Annotated in this window: 21 protein-coding genes; 14 read left to right on the top strand and 7 right to left on the bottom strand. The window is 33.2% G+C overall.

What is annotated here, in order from left to right; all coding sequences use genetic code 11:
* The first annotated feature begins 151 nt into the window (after positions 1-151).
* Together UABHE_RS31470 and UABHE_RS31465 are read left to right on the top strand one after the other, a co-directional pair.
* The gene (locus UABHE_RS31470; protein ID WP_372367393.1) at positions 152-1,036 is read left to right on the top strand and encodes a tetratricopeptide repeat protein; all 885 of its coding nucleotides are present in this window, start codon (positions 152-154) and stop codon (positions 1,034-1,036) included.
* On the top strand, positions 1,023-1,418 hold the full coding sequence (locus tag UABHE_RS31465; RefSeq protein WP_372367392.1) for a VanZ family protein: 396 nt from the start codon (positions 1,023-1,025) through the stop codon (positions 1,416-1,418). The genes UABHE_RS31470 and UABHE_RS31465 overlap by 14 nt, the downstream gene beginning before the upstream one ends.
* Before the next feature lie 39 nt (positions 1,419-1,457).
* Here UABHE_RS31465 and UABHE_RS31460 read toward each other — a convergent pair whose 3' ends face one another.
* Positions 1,458-2,078: a hypothetical protein gene (locus tag UABHE_RS31460; RefSeq protein ID WP_372367391.1), complete on the bottom strand. Its 621-nt coding sequence runs from the start codon at positions 2,076-2,078 to the stop codon at positions 1,458-1,460.
* Between the two features lie 213 nt (positions 2,079-2,291).
* On the opposite strand from UABHE_RS31460, the gene UABHE_RS31455 reads away from it, so the two are divergent.
* The 8 genes from UABHE_RS31455 (at position 2,292) to UABHE_RS31420 (ending at position 10,014) form a co-directional block, all read left to right on the top strand.
* A complete protein-coding gene (locus tag UABHE_RS31455) occupies positions 2,292-3,038 on the top strand; it encodes a hypothetical protein (protein WP_372367390.1) in 747 nt (248 codons plus the stop codon).
* Between the two features lie 13 nt (positions 3,039-3,051).
* Positions 3,052-3,684 (top strand): acetyltransferase, encoded by a 633-nt coding sequence (locus UABHE_RS31450; protein ID WP_372367389.1) that lies wholly within the window; start codon positions 3,052-3,054, stop codon positions 3,682-3,684.
* Between the two features lie 40 nt (positions 3,685-3,724).
* On the top strand, positions 3,725-4,324 hold the full coding sequence (locus tag UABHE_RS31445; RefSeq protein ID WP_372367388.1) for a sugar transferase: 600 nt from the start codon (positions 3,725-3,727) through the stop codon (positions 4,322-4,324).
* Between the two features lie 5 nt (positions 4,325-4,329).
* Complete coding sequence (locus tag UABHE_RS31440; RefSeq protein ID WP_372367387.1) at positions 4,330-5,424, top strand: glycosyltransferase; 1,095 nt, start codon at positions 4,330-4,332, stop codon at positions 5,422-5,424.
* On the top strand, positions 5,408-6,583 hold the full coding sequence (locus tag UABHE_RS31435) for a glycosyltransferase family 4 protein (RefSeq protein WP_372367386.1): 1,176 nt from the start codon (positions 5,408-5,410) through the stop codon (positions 6,581-6,583). The genes UABHE_RS31440 and UABHE_RS31435 overlap by 17 nt, the downstream gene beginning before the upstream one ends.
* The gene (locus tag UABHE_RS31430) at positions 6,561-7,703 is read left to right on the top strand and encodes a glycosyltransferase family 4 protein (protein WP_372367385.1); all 1,143 of its coding nucleotides are present in this window, start codon (positions 6,561-6,563) and stop codon (positions 7,701-7,703) included. Before UABHE_RS31435 ends, UABHE_RS31430 begins: the two co-directional genes overlap by 23 nt.
* An 81-nt stretch (positions 7,704-7,784) precedes the next feature.
* Positions 7,785-9,101 (top strand): MBOAT family protein, encoded by a 1,317-nt coding sequence (locus UABHE_RS31425; RefSeq protein ID WP_372367384.1) that lies wholly within the window; start codon positions 7,785-7,787, stop codon positions 9,099-9,101.
* Positions 9,070-10,014, top strand: a complete 945-nt coding sequence (locus UABHE_RS31420) for a hypothetical protein (protein WP_372367383.1) — start codon at positions 9,070-9,072, stop codon at positions 10,012-10,014. The genes UABHE_RS31425 and UABHE_RS31420 overlap by 32 nt, the downstream gene beginning before the upstream one ends.
* 25 nt (positions 10,015-10,039) lie before the next feature.
* Here the strand turns inward: UABHE_RS31420 and UABHE_RS31415 are convergent, their stop codons facing one another.
* Positions 10,040-10,687 (bottom strand): hypothetical protein, encoded by a 648-nt coding sequence (locus tag UABHE_RS31415; protein WP_372367382.1) that lies wholly within the window; start codon positions 10,685-10,687, stop codon positions 10,040-10,042.
* 389 nt (positions 10,688-11,076) lie between these two features.
* On the opposite strand from UABHE_RS31415, the gene UABHE_RS31410 reads away from it, so the two are divergent.
* The 4 genes from UABHE_RS31410 to UABHE_RS31395 all read left to right on the top strand — a co-directional run bounded on the left by UABHE_RS31410 (position 11,077) and on the right by UABHE_RS31395 (position 15,691).
* Entirely contained in the window at positions 11,077-11,946 is an 870-nt protein-coding gene (locus tag UABHE_RS31410; RefSeq protein WP_372367381.1) for a DUF6159 family protein, read from the top strand.
* 51 nt (positions 11,947-11,997) lie between these two features.
* Positions 11,998-13,590, top strand: coding sequence for a serine/threonine-protein kinase (locus tag UABHE_RS31405; protein ID WP_372367379.1), 1,593 nt, complete (start codon positions 11,998-12,000; stop codon positions 13,588-13,590).
* Between the two features lie 379 nt (positions 13,591-13,969).
* Positions 13,970-14,581 carry a hypothetical protein gene (locus UABHE_RS31400; RefSeq protein WP_372367378.1) on the top strand — a complete coding sequence of 204 codons (612 nt, stop codon included), beginning with the start codon at positions 13,970-13,972 and terminating at the stop codon, positions 14,579-14,581.
* Positions 14,582-14,596: 15 nt separating this feature from the next.
* Complete coding sequence (locus UABHE_RS31395) at positions 14,597-15,691, top strand: M48 family metallopeptidase (RefSeq protein ID WP_372367377.1); 1,095 nt, start codon at positions 14,597-14,599, stop codon at positions 15,689-15,691.
* 59 nt (positions 15,692-15,750) lie between these two features.
* On the opposite strand, the gene UABHE_RS31390 is transcribed toward UABHE_RS31395, so the two are convergent.
* The 5 genes from UABHE_RS31390 to UABHE_RS31370 form a co-directional block, all read right to left on the bottom strand.
* Positions 15,751-16,677 (bottom strand): methyltransferase, encoded by a 927-nt coding sequence (locus tag UABHE_RS31390; protein WP_372367376.1) that lies wholly within the window; start codon positions 16,675-16,677, stop codon positions 15,751-15,753.
* 72 nt (positions 16,678-16,749) lie between these two features.
* Positions 16,750-17,571: a YceK/YidQ family lipoprotein gene (locus UABHE_RS31385; protein WP_372367375.1), complete on the bottom strand. Its 822-nt coding sequence runs from the start codon at positions 17,569-17,571 to the stop codon at positions 16,750-16,752.
* Positions 17,572-17,689: 118 nt separating this feature from the next.
* Positions 17,690-18,139 carry a CBS domain-containing protein gene (locus tag UABHE_RS31380; protein WP_372367374.1) on the bottom strand — a complete coding sequence of 150 codons (450 nt, stop codon included), beginning with the start codon at positions 18,137-18,139 and terminating at the stop codon, positions 17,690-17,692.
* A gap of 13 nt (positions 18,140-18,152) precedes the next feature.
* Positions 18,153-18,596 carry a universal stress protein gene (locus UABHE_RS31375; RefSeq protein WP_372367373.1) on the bottom strand — a complete coding sequence of 148 codons (444 nt, stop codon included), beginning with the start codon at positions 18,594-18,596 and terminating at the stop codon, positions 18,153-18,155.
* A 13-nt stretch (positions 18,597-18,609) separates the two neighbouring features.
* A complete protein-coding gene (locus UABHE_RS31370) occupies positions 18,610-19,056 on the bottom strand; it encodes a universal stress protein (RefSeq protein ID WP_372367372.1) in 447 nt (148 codons plus the stop codon).
* Positions 19,057-19,153: the final 97 nt, after the last annotated feature.

Here is a 19,153-nt window from a genome sequence, read left to right as displayed (position 1 = left end):
TTGTAGGGATATAACTAAAACAAATGTCTTATTCTTCTTTTCACGGACAAGTTAGTTTAAGGACAAGTAATCCTAACAAAATTTTCATTTTTTATGAGTTGATGGATCAATACACCGGTTGTACCTATTTCTTTTCTTAGAGAGAAACTTGATGAGATCGTTTGATATAGACGAGTGGATTAATCAGTTACCAGACAAAATTTCACAAATCACAGATATGCTTGTGCAGCCAGTTCCTATTGCTATTTTTTTTATTTTTTGCGTGATTGTATGGAAAAAACTAAATCTGAGTAAAAAGTTTGGTTCTGCATTTGCTAAATTTCTTTATCTAATGAGAACCGTAGTTATTATTGGAATTGTAATTCTCGTGGCTTCTTTTTTTCAATATATGAATTCAGAAAAAGCTCCAAGAGAAGAAAGAAAACAGATAGCTGAAGAGAAGAATGCTACAATAGAACCTAAAAAAACGAGCGAATTTCCTGCTCCTAAAGAAAAAACTCCTGTTTTTAACGAAGAGAACTCTTTATTTGGCAAGTATATTTTTTTATTGCCCGATGAACTTGCTTTGCAAAATGCACATATTGAGAAAAATTATAATGAAGGATTGATCGCTCAAGAAAATGGTTTACACAAAGATGCGGTTAAATATTTTTCTAAAACAATTAGTCATGCAACTAAATATGCTTTTCCATACTGCGCGCGAGGTATTGCTCACGCTAAACTGGGCAATTATCGAGAAGCGCTGTTAGATTTTGATGAAGCTATATTTCTTGATTCAAGTGCTAGCGAAGTGTTTAACAATCGCGCTGTTGTTTTTGCTGAGCAAGGACAACTTCAAATCGCCTTGAGAGATTTTAATAATGCCGTATTTTTAAGTAAGAGTATTTCTCAGGTCTATGTTAACAGAGGTTATTTAAATTACTTACTTGAAGATTATGAAGAATCTATATACGACTGGAAAAAAGCTATATATATCAATAATAAACATGCAGATCAATTGGACCGGTGGTTGCAAAAAGCATATGATGGCAAATAAATGGTTTTATTATTGCGGATTGTTCTCTTATGTTGCTTTTTTGGTTTATTTTTCTTTGCAATCTCCGGCCCATGTAAATGAAAGATATTCACTGTTTAATTTTGCAGGAGCTGATAAAATTAAACATTTCACTGCTTATTTTTTATTAGCTATGCTTTTATTACGCTTTTTTTATTCCCAACCTAAGAATACACAAATAGAAACTACATTTCTTACTGCTACCCTGCTAGGGATTCTTCTTGAAATTATGCAGATTTTTACAGGAAGAGAGTTTGATTTTTTGGATATGGCTGCAAATAGCCTAGGGGCAGGATGCTTTTGTTTGCTTTATAAAAAATATTTCGATTATAAAATAATTATTTTTTTTAAAAGTGGTTGTTAATGATCTTTCTAACAGCTTATATTTGTTCTGTTTTGTATCTTACTCGAAAAACTCTTGAAAATATCCAATAACATTTGCTATTTCACTCGATTTTTCATACGACTGAATTTTTCCATTCAAAAACATGAATGTGTAAATGTTTTCTCTGAGGTCTCGGGAATAAAAATCAAGAAGTAAATTTTTGCCGCGCTTAAAAATTAACAGCATTTCTTTTAGTTTTTCGCTCCCCTTCATTTTCTTAATTTTAAGAGTTGAGTCAAATTCACCGGTAATCTTTTCAAAATTAATTTTTACCAATACTTTTTTCTTAAAACAAAGTTCTAATAAACCATCAGAAACATTCTTTTGTTTTTCAGACCAATCAATTAAGGCTTGTGCTATACGCTTTTCAATAAGTGATAATGAGTTATAAACTTTTTTCTTATTTCTTTTTACTTTTATCGCTGCAAGGTGTTTTTCTAAAAGTAGACGACGTTTCTTTTGTTCGTTTTCTTGTTTTTCTTGTCCTACTTTTAGGGAGGTTATATGTTTTTCAATATCGCGCTCTGTTACTTCCGTAGCAGCATTATCAACAGGAACTTGATCGTCTAGATTTTTACTTTTTAGGTGGTTTATCCACGCTTTGAGTTTTGTAACAGTAGTAGAACCAGGTTTCTCCATGCTATTTCCCCTTATATTTCTTGGATCATGCACATAAGTGACCACTAAAAGTAGATACCTTCATAAATCACTTGTTTTGGGTAGAGTGATGTGACAAATTTTTTAATTGAGAATAATGGAGTTAAAAATGCTAATATTTAGCTAATGTATCCCATTTTATGGTTTATTTTGTTTTAATACAAGATATTTTTATTTAGGACGAAAAGACTCTTTTTGAAGGAAAATAATATGAAGTGTTACTCTATCATGTTGTTGTTATTGACTAATTGTTTTTTTTATTTAAGTGCTCAGGAAGATGTAGCAGCAATTATCAAGACCATTTTGGAAAAAAATGGGAAAAGTTTAAATGAAGCTGAAGATGCTATTTTTCAGCGTTGGAAGAAAGAAGTTTCTTTTGATGCCTGGAAAAAAACTGTGGATAAAAAGCTGATTGTAAAAGAAAAGAATATGAAATTTAACAATAAACATTTTTATACATTTCCAGACAAAGAGCTTGCTAATGCTATTGAGGTGAAACAAGATAAACATATTAAAACATTTCATGTATTTGAAGAGTTGGCGGAAAATATAAACAATCTTGAATGGGAGCCTGATTTTTCGTATAAAACAAAAGAGTTCGTCATTTCCTCAAAAAAAGCAAAAGCTTTTATGCATTTGATATTATTAGACAATAAATCAGATGTACTTAAGGAAACAAAAAAAGCTATTAATAAAGCAAAATTAATAGAGGAACTAGAAAAACCATTACTGGAAGTGATTAAAGATTTTCAGAAAGAAGTGGCGAAGAGAATTATAACGATACGTAAAAAAAATGATAAAATACTTGAAAAATTAGCTGATGGAGAAAAACCTAAAAAGCTGTGGCATCTTAAGTTTGAGCTAGGGGAAACAACTTTTTATGCTCTAAGTGAAGATATTTTATCTGAAGAATTGCAGACAAGATTATTAGACGATAATTAAGGACAGTTCACCATTGCAAGAAATCGTACTTATAGGTGCTGGCGGTCATTGTAAATCTTGTATTGACGTAATAGAGAGCACTAATAAATTTGAAATAAAAGGCATTCTTGATCGCAATAAAAAAATAGGAGATTCTTTATTTGATTATCCTATTCTTGGTAGCGACGAAGAGTTACATCTTTTACCTTACCGACATTTTGTGATAAGTATTGGTCAAATTAAAAATGTAGTGCCGCGAAAAACATCATACAAAAAAATAAAAAAAATAGATGGCTTCTGTCCTATCATCATATCTAGTAAATCATATGTTTCGAAGTATGCGCAAATTGCAGAAGGAACTATTGTCATGCATAATGCTTTTGTTAATGCTGCATCACAAATAGGAAAAAATTGTATAATTAATACTAAGGCAAATATTGAGCATGATGTTGTAATTGGCAATCATTGCCACATCTCAACGAGCGCTACTATAAATGGCAATAGTCGCGTTGGGAATTGTTGTTTTATTGGTAGTTCAAGTGTTGTCAGTAGCCAAGTGAATATAACAAGCAATGTTATTCTTGGTGCTGGTTCTGTGGTGGTTAAAGATATTGATGTTGCTGGTGTTTATGTTGGCAGTCCTGTACGCAAAGTTGCTAGCTGTTAATGTACCTTGATGCAGAGAATCTACTCTAAGGATATAATCATTGTTTTATTATAAAATGAAACGTATTCTCGACTTTTGTGCTGCAAGTATTTTGTTATTGGCACTTTTGCCTTTTATGCTAATATTAATGATTCTTATTTATATAGCAATGGGGTCTCCGGTGATATTTTCTCAAAAACGCGTTGGTTTTCATAGTCGTATTTTTACAATTTACAAATTTCGTACTATGAGAAATAACCAAGAAAGAGAGCCTTTACCTGACAAAGATAGATTAACGCGTTTAGGAAAGTGGATTCGTAAATTTTCACTGGATGAATTGCCGCAACTTTATAATATCATAAAAGGGGATATGAGCTTTATTGGACCGCGACCACTACTTGTCGAGTATTTACCTCTTTATAGTAAAGAACAACTACACAGGCATGATGTTCGTCCAGGGATTACGGGATGGGCGCAGGTAAATGGTCGGAATTTATTAACTTGGGAACAGAAATTTAATCTAGATCTGCACTATGTTCGTCATATGTCTCTCTTGCTCGATTGTAAAATTTTTTTGTTTACTTTTGTTGTTATTTTTAAAGCAAAAGGTGTTAATCAGTCGTCTTCAATAATTATGGATCGTTTCACAGGAAATGAGTAGGTAGCATGAAAAAGATTTTGCACATTTTCGGAGGCATGAATATTGGAGGAGCAGAACTACGTACACTCGAATGGATGAAAGCAATTGATCGTTCGAAATATCAATTTCATTTTTGTTCTCTTTCGGGAAAAGGAACTCTTGACAAAGAAGTTGAAAACCTAGGAGGAAAGGTCTTTCATATTAACCTTTCATATGGATTTAGTAAGCGTTTTTTACAATTATTATCAAATGAAAAATATCATGTAGTGCATTCGCATGTCTATTATTTTTCTGGATATATTCTTTTCTTAGCCTATTGTAAAAGTGTACCTGTACGAATTGCTCATTTTCGTAGTAGTGCAAGTTATCAAACAATGACTATTTCTCGTTTGTTCTATATTTTTTTTATGAAAAAAATTATAAAATTTTGTGCCACTCATGTATGTGCTGTATCTAAAAAAGCATTAGATTCTATTTGGAATGTTTGTGAACAAAATCAACGGTTTTTCGTCGTTTATAGTGGATTTTCTTTTGACGTTTCACTTCGAGATAATCTATATGTAAAAGATCTTTTTTCTATTCCCAAAGAACACAAAATTATTATTCATGTAGGTAGTTTTCGCAAAGAAAAAAATCATCTACGATTATTATATATTTTTATTAAAATGCTCGAAAAAAATCACCAGTTAATATTAATGATTGTTGGCAAGCAAGATAACGATATCTATAAACAGTTACAAAGAGTGATTAATGAACATCAGATAGAAAAAAATGTGATTTTTACTGGCGTACGTCGCGATATATTACCGTTATTAAGTGGTAGTGATTTATTGTTGTTTCCGTCAAAACAAGAAGGACTTCCAGGAGTAGTAGTTGAAGCATGCGAAATGTTAACGCCTGTTTTGGCAAGTGATGTTGGGGGAATACCTGAAATTGAAAGTTTTTTTCCTGAGATAGTTAGGAGTATTTCCCTACAAAGAGATAATGCTATTTGGTGCCAAGAAGCTTTTAATAAGTTAGCAAATGATTCATGCAAGTATAAAGTAAAGTTTACACAAACTCCTTTTTACTTACCAACAAGTGTAGAAAGTATATGCAATATTTATGAAACCGCGGAATAATGTAAAGTTAGTTGTTGCTTTAGAGCATCATTTTGTTCGTTGTCCAGAAGGGGTTTTCACCTCGCTTGCTTTTGGGTATTCTTTCTGGCAAGAATATTTGCAAATTTTTGATCAGGTTTGTGTTGTCGCACGGATGAGTTGTGCTGATGAGCCTCCAGAAAATACTTTTGTTGCCAGTGGTGAAAACGTAGAGTTCTATGATTTACCGGATTATTTTGGGGTACGGGATTTTATTTGCAAACTAGGACCTACTATGTGGAAAGTACTTGGTACTCATAAACTTGGTGATTGCTTTATGCTTTTTTCAGGTAATATAGGAGTGATTGTATGGTTGAATCTGCTTTTCCATTGTCGCTTTAAATATTATTTTCGTTGTGTTGGTAATGTGAGATTGGGTATTGCTACCGAAAATAAGAATTTTATGTACAAGTACATAGCGTATTTATATCATTGTTTAACCAAAATACAGGCAAAATATGCTCGCGCTTCTTCTTATACGAGCAATTACTTATTTGAAGTGTACCCGAATAAAAAGCATTATGTTTTTTCGAATGTAGAATTAACAGAAAATGTATTTTCACAGCCAAGACAAATTGATTTTTTTAGAAGGCAGCCTTTTCGTTTTATTAGTGTTGGACGAGTAGAAAAACAAAAAGGCCATGCGTGGTTTTTAGAAGCTGTAAAACTACTCAAAGAGAAAACGCCACAGTTAAATTGGCATGTTTGCGTTGTAGGGCCTGGAAGTCAGATAGATATACTTCGCGATTATGTGGTGAAGAATCAACTACAAGAGCAAATAACATTTACAGGTAGTGTGAAGTGGGGAGAAGCACTTTTCCAATTATTAGATGAATCACATGTTTTTGTTCTTCCTTCGTTAACAGAAGGGATGTCGCGAGCCTTACTTGAAGGAATGGCACGTGGTTTACCTGCTATTGCATCAAGAACAGGAGGGAATCCTGAAATTGTTCATGAGGATTATCTTGTGGAAGTTGGTGATGTCTCGGCTCTTGCTCAAAAAATGCTAGATGTTATTTCCCAACCGCAACAGTTAGTTGATCTTTCGCAACGTAATTGGCAAGTGGCAAGATCGTTTAAACAAAACTTTGTTAAACAAGACTTTTTACGGTATATACATGAGAATTCTTCATCTAGTTAAGACAGTTGATGGTGCAAGATGGGCATTGCATCAAGTCCAAGAATTATGCAAAAAAAATCTTGAAATGCATGTTGTTTTGCCTTCTTTGCAAACGGGACGTTTTCTCGATGAATGGAAATCTTCACCGGCAATATTGCACGAAGCTAACTTAGACTTACCAGTAAAATCTATTTGGAAATTTCCACGAATCTTGCGTCAAGCGCGTGATCTCGTAGATAAAATACAGCCAGATCTCATTCATAGTCACTTTGTTGGTCCAACACTTATTATGCGGCATGCACTGGGCAATAAAAGTGTACCACTTATTTTTCAAGTGCCAGGGCCTTTGCATTTAGAACATTCTTTGTATCGTAGTTTAGATCTTAAAAGTGCGAGAAATAATGATTATTGGGTAGCATCTAGTCTTTATACACAAAAACTATACGAAAAATACGGTGTACCAAAGAAGCAATTATTTTGCAGTTACTATGGGTGGTATCATCAAACACCAACATATCGGAATATTGGTGAACTAAAGGAAAAACTAAACCTTCCTTGTGACCATCATATTGTTGGAAATATTAATTATATGTATGCTCCAAAGTATTTCTTAGGGCAAAAAGTAGGAATAAAGCGGCATGAGCTTTTGATAGATGCCTTAGGAATATTGTTGAAAAAAAGACAAGATGTTTTTGGGCTTTTGATTGGTAGTGCTTGGGCTGGAAAAACTGCATATGAAAATAAGTTGCGAAGAAGAGCGCAGCGTCTATCAGGAAAAATTTTGCTTCCTGGTTATGTTTCAAGTGAAGAATACAACAGTTGGCAATTATTCGACCTTGCAGTTCATACTCCTTTATCGGAAAATTGCGGTGGAGTTGTTGAGCCGCTTTTAGCAAAGGTGGCGACAATTGCTTCGTGTACAGGAGGGTTGCCTGAAGTTGTACAGCATGAAAAAACGGGTCATATTGTTGCGCATAATATTTGTGCTCAAAATCTTGCTCTGGCAATGAATGGAGTGCTCGATAATTTATCGCATTACAAAAAATTGGCTAAGGTAGGTAGTAAATGGGTACAGGAAAGTTTTGATGTTTGTACTACAGCACAACAAATTTATGATATATACAAGACTATTTTACAATAGATCGTACAATCTATGATATTCACGAGTTTAGACTTTCTACTATTTTTAATAGTAGTGTTAGTTGTTTATTGGACGATGCTCTTGCGTTATAAGTGGCAAAATATATTTCTTGTTGCTGCAAGTTATTTTTTTTACGGATATATACATCCAGCATTTTGCTTATTACTTTTTATTTCAACTATTAGCGATTACTTTTTAGCACAAGCAATTGTTAACCATTCACAGCATAAAAAATATTTTTTAGTTGGTAGTTTATGTATCAATATAGGTGTTCTTTTTTATTTCAAGTACTTCGGTTTTTTTGCTGAAAATGTTTTCGCTATTTTTGATTCTTGGGGATGGGAAATAAACGAGACTGCTTGGAAAGTTGTTCTGCCTGTTGGAATTTCATTTTATACTTTTCAGACTCTTAGCTATACAATTGATGTTTATCGAGAAAAACTACAGCCCACCAGTAACTTTATTTATTTTGCGCTCTATGTGTGTTTTTTTCCTCAGTTAGTTGCAGGTCCTATCGAGAGAGCAACAAGACTATTACCTCAAATTAGCCAGCGGCGATATTTTGATACTAAAAAAATTCGTATTGCTTTCGCTCTTATTGTGTGGGGGTTTTGTAAAAAACTAGTGATAGCTGATAATGTTGGTGTTTATGTAAATCAAATATTCTTACTAGAAGCTCCTTCTCTATTTATGTTACTAGTTGGGGCTTTAGGATTTTCAATACAAATTCTCGCTGATTTTTCCGCTTACACTGATATTGCTCGTGGTTGTGCTTTTTTACTTGGTTTTGAATTGATGGAAAATTTTAAAAAACCTTATCTTGCTATTTCTCCTTCTGATTTTTGGAAGCGTTGGCATATTTCTCTTTCTTCATGGATTCGCGATTATTTGTATATTCCACTCGGAGGATCAAAAGGCACAACAAAGATAAAGTTATTTTGGGTAATACTAATTTCAATGACCTTGAGTGGTTTATGGCATGGTGCAGCTTGGACATTCATTTTATGGGGAGTTTATCATGGTGTTCTTGTTTTTGTTTACCACTTATTTGGAATTAAAGGTAGCTGGAAACCCAAAGGGCTTAAATGGCTAGTTGCGTGGGTATTAATGTATTTATTTACTCTTTTTGGCTGGTTGTTGTTTCGTACTCATAGTGTTGTTTGGCTTTTTGAATCGCTAATGAACCCTTTGTTTGTGAACCAAGAACAATTCATTTCTGCCATAACAATATTATTGTGTATGTTGATGTATTCTTTGCCCTATGCTTTTTATTTTTTATTGTTACGTTTTGTAAAAGCTAGTTCTTTGTGGTATCCGTTTTTTCTCGGTAGTGCTTTATGTTTAATTTTTATATTTGGAAATGAAAATGGCCAAGACTTTATCTATTTTAGATTTTAAGAGTTTTGTTGTTTTGAGTATACCGTTTATTGTATTTTTTGTATGCAATGGTTTTATTAAAAAGGAATTTCAAAATCCTTATACACCAAAAAACTCCAAAATTGTCTTATTAGGAAACTCTATTTTAGGACGAGGTATTTCTGCTGATCTTCTGGAACAGGAATGGCAAATTTCTGTACAAAAAATAGCGCAAAATGGTTCAGCATCGGCATATTGGTTTCTAATGTTAAAAAACTTTATACTACAAAACCCACCTAAAACAATTATTCTTTTTTTTCGAGATCATTACCTTACTCACCCAAGGTTTCGTACAACAGGAAGATATCGCACTGCGATTTCTCAAATAGCTACTGATACAGAACCTTTATTGACGAAGTTAGTCTTACAGTATGATCCAATTTACTATTCTCTACCTGGATATGTAAATCGCGAACGATACCAATATTTTATTTTTCAATCACTTGTTCCAAAAATAGTGACAACTATGACTAATGTAGATGCGCGACAAGCTCTTAAAAAAACGTTTGATCTTAATAACCTACAAAAACTTCCTCAGACAAAGCAGCAACAAAAACTAGAAACAGAAAAAAACTCTGATATTCTCCATTTTACTAAAAATATACACCTATCATTTTTGCCAGAGATTATCGAACAAACAAAAAAACATCAAGTACAGTTAATACTAGTACGTGCAAAGCGACGTAACTCACATCCAAATATGAAAAGTTATATTACTAATTTGAAAGAGTATCTAAGGAAAAAGGAAATACTTTTTCTTGATTATAGCCAAACTTCTATAATTAAAGAAGAGCACTTTGCCGATGGGGATCATTTAAACTTAAAAGGAAAGCGCGTATTTACGAAGTTATTAGCGCAAGATTTGCATTGGAAAATTAAGCAAACGCAAAAATAGAGTAAAGCAAATAACTTTTCACTGATTATTTACTAAATTTTTCTTTGATTTTTTTGAATGGATTGATCTTTTTTACAGCTGCTTTTATGGCTTTTTTTGTTATGTTTGTCATTATTCTTTTTACGATATCAGCTGTTGTAGTTTCTGGAGTACGATTTAAATCGCGAAATTCGATACTCTTTAATTTTATTATTCTTTCTTTTGCATTTTTTAGATTTAATATAAGTTGAATATCTTTTATTTTTAGATAGTCTAATTGAATTTTTCTTTGGCTTTTTGGTTTTTTTGATCTATTTTTTTTTAATGTAATGAGATTATTTTTTGTTAAGGTCCCTTCGAGTACAACTTCCAATGAGTGGATAATCATTTTTTTTATGTGTATCTGTTCTTTCTTTATGCTCAAAGGGTTTAGCTCTAGATCTAAATTTTCAATACTAAAAGAATGTGTATATTTGTTGCCTTTTGGGTTTTCAATGATTAGATTTTCAATTCTGCCAATACCACTGGTGATAGATATATTCATATTGTCGATGATAACAGGTACACCAAGAATGTCCGTTCCTCTTTTTTCAATATTACGTTTTACCAATAAGCCAACATTTGCTCCTGTTACAATAAAGATTCCGCAACCAATCGCCGCTATAATTACTATTATTAATAATGCTTTTTTCACGTTTTTCCTCCGACTATTTATTTCTTTGGTAAATAGAATTTGCCATACAACCTAAATATTAAATTATTCTCTAAACAAATAAAATACTTTAAGCCTGTTGGGTTCGAAAAAACATTTTAAATGGTGACAAATCCTAATTATACACCGCAATAACACAGTTAAACACAATAATTTTTCTTTTTCATGTTGGTTCTTTTTCAAGACTAAACTTACTTTCGGACTACATTTCGCTTGCCGCAAATTGGTATATTGTGTGACTATCCGAATTTTCACCACAGGAATTGATAGAGCGTTCTAAAATGTTATAATGAGTTTAGGTGGGAGTGCGTGACTTGTCTTTCACTAGTCCCTTAAAGTATTATTAACTGATAACAAACTAAGGATAAAATATGTTTTATCGAATTTCTGCCACATTTTCGTTGATGGGTACATGTTGGAGAGTTTTAAGAAAAGATAAAGAAATACTCTTCTTTCCTCTACTTTCTTCAATTATTTGCCTGTCGATACTTTTTGCTTTTGGGTACCATTTTTCAGCGGAGAATCGAATTTCTGAGCTGAGGAATAACGAGGTTCTCTCTATTGTCGTTGGTATTTCTTTACTTTACAGTATTACCTTTATCGTAGCGCTTTTTAATGTTGGGGTTATTGCTTGTGCAAATATTCGTTTACAAGGTGGTAATCCAGGGGTAGGTGATGGTTTTAAAGCTATGTTTTCCTCTTTGCTCTCTGTTATGGGTTGGGTTATTATAGTTACGACTGTTGGAGTGGTTCTTAATCTGATTGCAAAGCGCTCTAAAAATTTAGGACGCTTTATTGCTGATCTTTTAGGAACTGCATGGGAAATAGCTAGCTTTTTTGTTCTTCCTCTTATTGTTATAGAAAAAATTTCTCCTCTGTCAGCACTTAAAGACTCTTCGTCAAAAATCAAAGATACTTGGGGAGAACATCTGACGAGTAATTTTAGTTTTGGTATTATATTTTTTGTATGTGCTATACCAGGAATTGTAGTGCTTTATTTTGGTATTGCGAAAATAAATTACATTGTTATTGGGATTGCGATTGCCTTTTTTATTCTCTTAGCACTAGTTAATTCTACTTTAGAAACAATCTTTCGCGTTGTACTTTATTATTATGTTTATCATAATTTTGTCCATGATGAATTTAATGAAAAAGCTCTTGAAGAATGTTATGCATCTAAAAATGGACCAAATGATCCTGGTACGGGTTTGCCGCGTACGAGTCCTGGTTTTACGAGATAGTCAAGTGCGCGAAAGCGGGAAATATGAATGTGAAAATAAGGATGTTTCTTCATGATAAAAGTCTTAATGAAAATATTACAAAATGCGGTAGATAAAGGTATTATAAAAGATATATCTGCCGTAGAGAAGTATATTGATCAATTTGTGAATGAAGAAATGTCTCTTAAGGAAATAGAAGATAAAATATACGAAGGAAAAGAGCCTTCGATATTTTATCGCGATAACCTTGTTGATTTAGTCGTGAGTAAAACTGATAAAAATCGACTTGATAAAACTGTAACTATTACTGAAAATAGCAGTGAGAATATCGATCCAGGCGCACAAACAACACCTATAGAAAAAGACCCGCAAAGTTTTACAATCGAATCAGAAAAAAATAATGCGCAGGTTCAAGTAACTGGTAATGTCGAAATCGAATCTTTTGATTCCGATCGCAATATTGCACAGAGAGCTCTAAAAAGTGTTGAGATTCTCCAAGAAACTAATTTTGATAAACGCTACAAAGTCAAAGAAGAAATTGGGCGCGGTGGTATGGGAACAGTGTATCTTGTTGCTGATAAAAGTTTGATGCGTACAGTTGCGATGAAGGTTCACGAATTAAAAAATGGTAGTGCTGAAGCTACAAAATTTACAGCGATTTCTCTAGAACAATTTATTAAAGAAGCTCGATTAAACGGACTGCTTGTTGGCGAACATGTGTTGCCTATTTACGAGGTGGGAATTATTCCGAAGCCACAAGAAGATGAGGGGCACCATTTTCCTAAAGGTGGAATTTATTATACGATGAGATATCTTGAATCAGCAAAAACTTTGCGCGATTTTTTACAAACAAAAAGCGCAAATAAAGTTGATAAATTTAAAATGTTTCGCGCATTTTATAAGATATGCACAACGATAAAGCATGCTCATGATCAAGGATTCTTGCACTGTGATTTAAAACCTGACAATATCATGTTTGCCGATATATCAGAGGAATTATTTGTTATTGATTGGGGGCTATCAAAATTATTGGGACGCAAAGATAATTATGAACGCTATAGTTACATGTATACTAAATGGAACGAACTTGATGGTGCGCTTTATGAACGTGGAATCCCAACGCTCACTCTTGGTGGAGATAGTGCTAAAGTTGGAACGCCAAAGTTTATGTCACCAGAACAAGCGAGAGGTGACATTGACAATTTTAATGAAGCAACGGATATATATGGCCTGGGCGGTATTTTATACTACATGTTCACTCTCAAATCTCCCAATTATACAAAAACAGTTAATATTGAAGATGTACTAAAGCGTATTGCTAGCCAAGATCGTAGTGACCGCCGAGATTATTCTTTGATTCCAGAAGAAGTAAGACATGTTTGCCAAAAATGTTTAGAATTTCACCAGCAAGATAGGTATCAGCACGTTGGAGATATACTGGAAGAATTAAAAAAAGCAAATTTGATTCAAGACACAAGAATAACGAAAAAATGTATTTTTTGTCATTGCAAGGTACATGGAAAATATTGTACACATTGTGGAAAAAGTTCTTTTTGCCATGGATGTAATAAGCCTCTTTCGGTAAACGATAAAAAGTTTTGTTCTATATGCGGACGAGCTTTTTCTCCTTTCAAACGTTTCCTAAAATTATTCCTGCCTGATTAGAGTGTACCAGCATCTTAATACTCTTTGAAATTGAGAAATGGCACGACCAAATTGTATATTTTGTTGGTCATAAATGTGGTTTTTTTGAATAGAAATTGTAGTTATAAGTGATTGCTGTGAAACTTACTTAAACAACATAAACATTATTTTTTTACTAAGAATGGCTACAAATTTTGGTCAACTTTTTTGCATATATTTTCGGCTCTAATATAATTGATTTCAACTTCTAACGCGATTTACTAGAGTATTTGTTATAGAAAAAAAATGTTAAAAATCTAAAAAAATTGTTTCTACGTCAATTTATGTCTTATAATAGGATACTGTTATTATTTTTATGTACAAAGTTGTACAGATCTTTTTTTAAATTTAGGAGATTTGAATGTTTAAATTCAAATTTAGATTGTTTCCTCTTGGTTTTCTTACAGGTATGTTTGATCCAGCAAAGCTTCTTGAAATTATTCGTGAAGGAAGTCAAGATGGCTATAGAATTTTGAGAAGAGAGTTTACTTTCGAAGTTCGTAGAAAACTTGTTCTCTTTGTTCTTCCTGCTTTTGGAATGGTATTTCGCCGCGAAGAAAAAAATCAAGATCCTGAGTATGATTACCGTGTAACAACATATTGTACACGCTTTTTTACTCGGACTGTAAATCTTAAGAAGCTGCAAGCAACTTTAGATGAAGCTTCTGCAGGTGGTTACGAAATGTATTATGGATTGAAATATCCTGCACGCTTTTTGTTTATTTTTCCTCGTGAAGCGTACATGTTCATATTCCGTAAACCATATACTGATGATGGAAAACAATATAAATATTTCATTCAACAAACTCCTTATCGCTTTTTCACTGGTACTATTGATCCTCAAAAATATGAAGCAGATCTAAATACTAGTGGTGGAAAAGGTCAAATCAAAGTTTCTTTCCGCGATGAGCGTCGTCTTTTTGGTATATTTCGCCAGAAAACTGCTGTTGTCGTCTTTGAAACAACATCATAGAATAGGTGGTGCATTTTGAGTTGGAAAGGACGAGTTCTCGATCCTAGTTTGCCTAATGGCCGAAGTGAGTGTACTCTAAAATTATCGGGGACAAATTTGGTAGCTGTATTGCCTGATGGTAAAGAGCTATCTCTGAATCTCGGAGATGTAGATTACCAATGCCGTGGTTACGAGAAAAAAGAACACGTTTTTCGCAAAAAAAATGCTCATCATCCTGTATTTTCTACACATGATGGCCTTTTGTTAAAAACTATTCAGAATAGCCAAATCATTGAATTCCACGATGCTTTTCGCAGCTTTAAAAAAGATACGTGGAAGTCGCGTCGTCAAAAATACATAATACCTATTGCTATGCTTATTCTGCTTGCTGTTGGTGGAACTTGGTTTGTTGTTTATCCTGCTGTGGATATAGCAGTATCTTTAACACCTATCTCTGTTGATCGTGAAGTAGGTCAAATTGCTATTGCCTCGCTAATCACTAATGAAATAAAAGATCCAGAGATTACAGGTGCAATAAACAAGATAGTAAAACGCTTAACTGCAAACGTTCCAGAAAAAGAATTTCACTTTAGAGTTCACATTGTCGATGATCCAATGATCAATGCTTTTGCTGCTCCAGGTGGTGAGATTGTCGTAATGACAGGTCTTATCAAAAACAGCGATTCAGCTGAAGAGGTTGCAGGGGTGTTGGCTCATGAAATTTGTCATGTTACAGAAAGACATGGTCTTAAAGGGATTTATAGACAAGCTCTTTTGGTGATTGCAGTAAGTGTTATGTTTGGTGACGCTGGAGCTATAGCACAAGTTGCTTTAGACGGAGCCAATGATCTTGCTAATCTTGGATTTTCCCGCGGAATGGAAAGAGATGCAGATCTCGAAGGATACAACTTGTTAGTCGATTCTGGCATTGACCCATCTGGTCTTAGAACTTTTTTCGAAAAGTTAGCAAAGTTAGAAAAAAACAATGCAAATGCTGTTGTTCAATTATTAAGTACACATCCTTTATCACAAGATCGAGTTAATTATCTAGCGAAACAAGAAAAGCTTCTAAAGAAAAAATTTCCGAAGCTAGATATTGACTGGCAAGCTTTAAAAGATAAATTGAAGTAAAAAAAAGCCATGCATCTGCATGGCTTTTTTATTATAAACTTTCCTTTTTTTACATTCCTTTAAATTCCAGTGATAAATAAATAGTATTTACCTGTTACTGTGACATTAAATCCTTGACGAAATAGTAGGCGTCTATAGTAACCAATATCTTTTAATAGTAGTGACCATTCTGGTTTTTTATAGTTCTTACTTTTCGCTCCAAACTTTATCTCTCCATCTATATAACGCGAGTTAGGAAAGCCTAATACTATCTTGCTGTTAGAATGAAGAAATTTTTTGAGAAGTGGAGTGAGAATGTTTTTGCCACTCAGAGATGTACTATGTAATACTCCTATTGCAATAAGAATATCAAATTTACCAATGTCCCAACTCGACCAATTATTTATATTCGAAATGATCCAACTATGATTTTTAGAAAATCGTTTCCTTGCTTGTAAAATACTACTTTCAACAGCATCAATTCCAACAAAATTAAGTGTTTTATAAACGTTAGGGGAACATATATCTTTAAAAATCGCCAATTCGTCCCCACGATTAACTCCAAGTGCCAAAATACGCATACCTTTTGAAATACTACACTTTTGTAAACTCTCAGTATACTCAGCTAAAAAGTTAGGTTCTTCTAGCTTATTAATACGTGCAAATAAAGATTGCGTACCATATCTTTCTTCTAGTGATCCTTTTTTCAAATGCCAAGAATTTTGGATGTCTAAATTTTGGTAGTGAATTTTTATAAAAGGAAAATCGCTTTTTTCAGGTGTTAAGTATTGAAAGTTAAGAATTTCAGCTAGGTCTATCCAGGCTTTATGCGAGCGATAACGATAAGAAATGTTGCCAATTTTTTTTACTTCACCATTAAAAGTTTTAGATTCCAAATCTGGATTTATAACTTCAAAGACAATTCTTTCTTTGGGAGGTAAACTTTGCAATTTTTGGTATATTTCCCACATCGTTTCTGTTGTAAAACGTAAGTTTGAATTTATCATATTTTATATAAATGTGTGCGAAAGGATAATTGTTAGTTACTTAATAAGTGTTTTACTAGAGTAAGGTCACTTCTAGTTTTTAGCTAGTTTTTTTAGTATACTCATAGGAGTATTTGGATTACTTATTACCGCTTTTGTGATTTCAGGATTATTTATTTTGATAAGTTTTTCGAAAACATCGTCTGGGGTATTTGGGTGAGTTGCAATATCTTTGTTTATAAAGAGTGCCATTTTAAGTTTTAGCATTTTGCGAAGAGTGTTTGCATTTGTGTTCGGATTTTTCGCTATTTCTTCTATCAAATTGTCGTAAGCAGCTAGCTTAGCCAGTATTTTTGGAGGAGTATATGAATTATAGGCAATTTGATACCCAGTTTTGGGAGTACTGTGTTTTATAATTAGTAAAAGTCTTTCTTCTAGGTTTGCTTCTAGATCGCCGTTTTTGGCTGGAGCATAGTGATTTACTAACTTTAGCAACTTTATTTTCATTTTTTGTTGTCTGGATTCCTTGATAGTGGAAGCTAGTTTTAAACTTGTTTTTGAATCTTTATTTTCTCTTGATCGTATTTCTCGGCGTGCAATGTCTTTTATTTTGTCTCTTTTTTCTTTTTTATTAGAACTATTAATCGGGCATTCGAAAATATTCCCGCTTCTTTTATTTGATCTTGAACTAAAATATATCAAAGGAAATAATAGTGTATCAAATGCTAAACTGATAGGTAAATCAATAATTCCTACTGGAACTAGTGGAATAAAATTGAGATCGCAGCAAGGAGAATGTATCATTCCTATGTCAAAAAGAGTTGCTCCGTATAAATCTGGGTCTCCGTGAGAAAAAAGATTTGCTGTCGTTCCGCAACTACAGAGAAACATAGTGATAATCACGTATTTTTTCATTGAAATTCTCTTCTGTGTAAAGCATGAACTTTGTAAAAGAAAAATGACACAAGTTATTCAAAAACCTCTGCACTTAGTTGTTAATAATGCAAAAGTTTTTGAAGTTTTGGTTTGTGTTTTAGAATGTTGATTCAAGCACCGAGCCACATTTGTCTAGTACTTCATCGAAACATTTCAGTAAATCATAAATAGACAAAATACCGATAGGATTTTGTTGGTCATTGACAACGGGCAAGGCACCGTAGCCATATTCATTTAGTTTTTTTATTGCTTGATGAATGTTGTCATTTTCTTGAATAACTTGTAATTCTGTTGCCATAATATAGCGTACTTCATCGTTTTCATTGGGAGTGTATAATTCGTTCCATCCATCTTCTCCTGTTGATAAATCAGGACGTCGTAAATCTCTGTCAGAGACAAGACCTAAAAGTTCTCCATCCTGAACTACAAGCAGGTGACGGAAATTTCCATTACGCATTTTATTAAAAGCTTCTCTTGTACTTGTTGTTGGACGAATAGTTTCAGGAAGTCTTGTCATCCAGTATTTTACTTGCCATTTGTTTGACATCTAAGTCTCCAAATTATTTTACGATCAATAAAGGTTTATTAGTATGATGTAAAACATAGCTACTTACACTGCCCATGACCATACTGCTTAGATTTCCCAAACCTCGACTGCCAATTATTGCAATATCAGATTGAGTACTCTCTATTGCCTCTACAATTTTTACACCTGTTTTGCCGTTTTCAAGCAAAGTACTGACCTCTATTTCTTGAGCGCTTATTTTCTTTTTCGTTTCGTCAAGAAAATCTTGGTAGTGTTTTTTCAAATTGTCTGTCATTTTTTGTATATAATTATTTTCTAAATTGTACATTATTTGTTGGTCTAACAGATCTGAAGATACTTGGTAAGCGCAAAATAAGATAATTTTGGCATTAAAATTTTTGGCAACCATTTTGGCGTGCTCTATAGCGTTTTGAGAGTTTTCTGATTTATCTAGTGCTACGAGAATTTTTTTATACATGTGTATACCTCCTCTAATCAGTAGTCTCTGTTTTCACTATGAGTAATGAACATTCGCAATGTTTTACTACATAGTCAGTAACACTACCTATTAACATTCTATCTAAAAAACCATATCCATGTGAACCCATGACTAAGAATTCTACTTTTTGATCATTAACAAATTCAACGAGTTTCTTTGCTGGATCACCTTCTAAAAAATGCGATTCTTTTACCTGATGTTTTTCGCAAAAATCTTTTAAGGCATCTTTGCCTTTGTTTCTTGCTTCATTAATATATTTCTCCATCCACAAAGATGATGCGCCAGGCATCGAGTGGTATGGACCAGGTGCTTGAATGTGACCATCAAAGACATGGATAACTTTTAGTTCTGCGCTTAAATCATTGGCTATTTTTATAGCTTCTCGGCTTGCTTTTTCTGATTGTTCAGAGAAATCTATTGCAAGGTAAATATCTTTCATTGTTTTATCTCCTCGTGTTTTATGTAAGGTAATAAAAAATGAAAATGCAAAGATTGTGCCACAAAAAAGTTTACTGTCTAGAATGTCGTGTTACTTA

This window comes from Candidatus Uabimicrobium helgolandensis (assembly GCF_041508025.1).
GTDB classification, from domain to species: domain Bacteria; phylum Planctomycetota; class Uabimicrobiia; order Uabimicrobiales; family Uabimicrobiaceae; genus Uabimicrobium; species Uabimicrobium helgolandensis.
The sequence above is the reverse complement of the archived record's forward strand: the minus strand, read 5'-3'. Positions and strand labels throughout refer to the sequence as shown.

Bases quoted from the DNA above. Each gene is read 5' to 3' on its own strand.
- UABHE_RS31470 (WP_372367393.1), top strand. From the start codon at position 152: ATGAGATCGTTTGATATAGACGAGTGGATTAATCAGTTACCAGACAAA.
- UABHE_RS31465 (WP_372367392.1), top strand. From the start codon at position 1,023: ATGATGGCAAATAAATGGTTTTATTATTGCGGATTGTTCTCTTATGTT.
- UABHE_RS31460 (WP_372367391.1), bottom strand. From the start codon at position 2,078: ATGGAGAAACCTGGTTCTACTACTGTTACAAAACTCAAAGCGTGGATA.
- UABHE_RS31440 (WP_372367387.1), top strand. From the start codon at position 4,330: ATGAAAAAGATTTTGCACATTTTCGGAGGCATGAATATTGGAGGAGCA.
- UABHE_RS31435 (WP_372367386.1), top strand. From the start codon at position 5,408: ATGAAACCGCGGAATAATGTAAAGTTAGTTGTTGCTTTAGAGCATCAT.
- UABHE_RS31430 (WP_372367385.1), top strand. From the start codon at position 6,561: ATGAGAATTCTTCATCTAGTTAAGACAGTTGATGGTGCAAGATGGGCA.
- UABHE_RS31420 (WP_372367383.1), top strand. From the start codon at position 9,070: ATGGCCAAGACTTTATCTATTTTAGATTTTAAGAGTTTTGTTGTTTTG.
- UABHE_RS31410 (WP_372367381.1), top strand. From the start codon at position 11,077: ATGTTTTATCGAATTTCTGCCACATTTTCGTTGATGGGTACATGTTGG.
- UABHE_RS31405 (WP_372367379.1), top strand. From the start codon at position 11,998: ATGATAAAAGTCTTAATGAAAATATTACAAAATGCGGTAGATAAAGGT.
- UABHE_RS31400 (WP_372367378.1), top strand. From the start codon at position 13,970: ATGTTTAAATTCAAATTTAGATTGTTTCCTCTTGGTTTTCTTACAGGT.
- UABHE_RS31390 (WP_372367376.1), bottom strand. From the start codon at position 16,677: ATGATAAATTCAAACTTACGTTTTACAACAGAAACGATGTGGGAAATA.
- UABHE_RS31385 (WP_372367375.1), bottom strand. From the start codon at position 17,571: ATGAAAAAATACGTGATTATCACTATGTTTCTCTGTAGTTGCGGAACG.
- UABHE_RS31380 (WP_372367374.1), bottom strand. From the start codon at position 18,139: ATGTCAAACAAATGGCAAGTAAAATACTGGATGACAAGACTTCCTGAA.
- UABHE_RS31375 (WP_372367373.1), bottom strand. From the start codon at position 18,596: ATGTATAAAAAAATTCTCGTAGCACTAGATAAATCAGAAAACTCTCAA.
- UABHE_RS31370 (WP_372367372.1), bottom strand. From the start codon at position 19,056: ATGAAAGATATTTACCTTGCAATAGATTTCTCTGAACAATCAGAAAAA.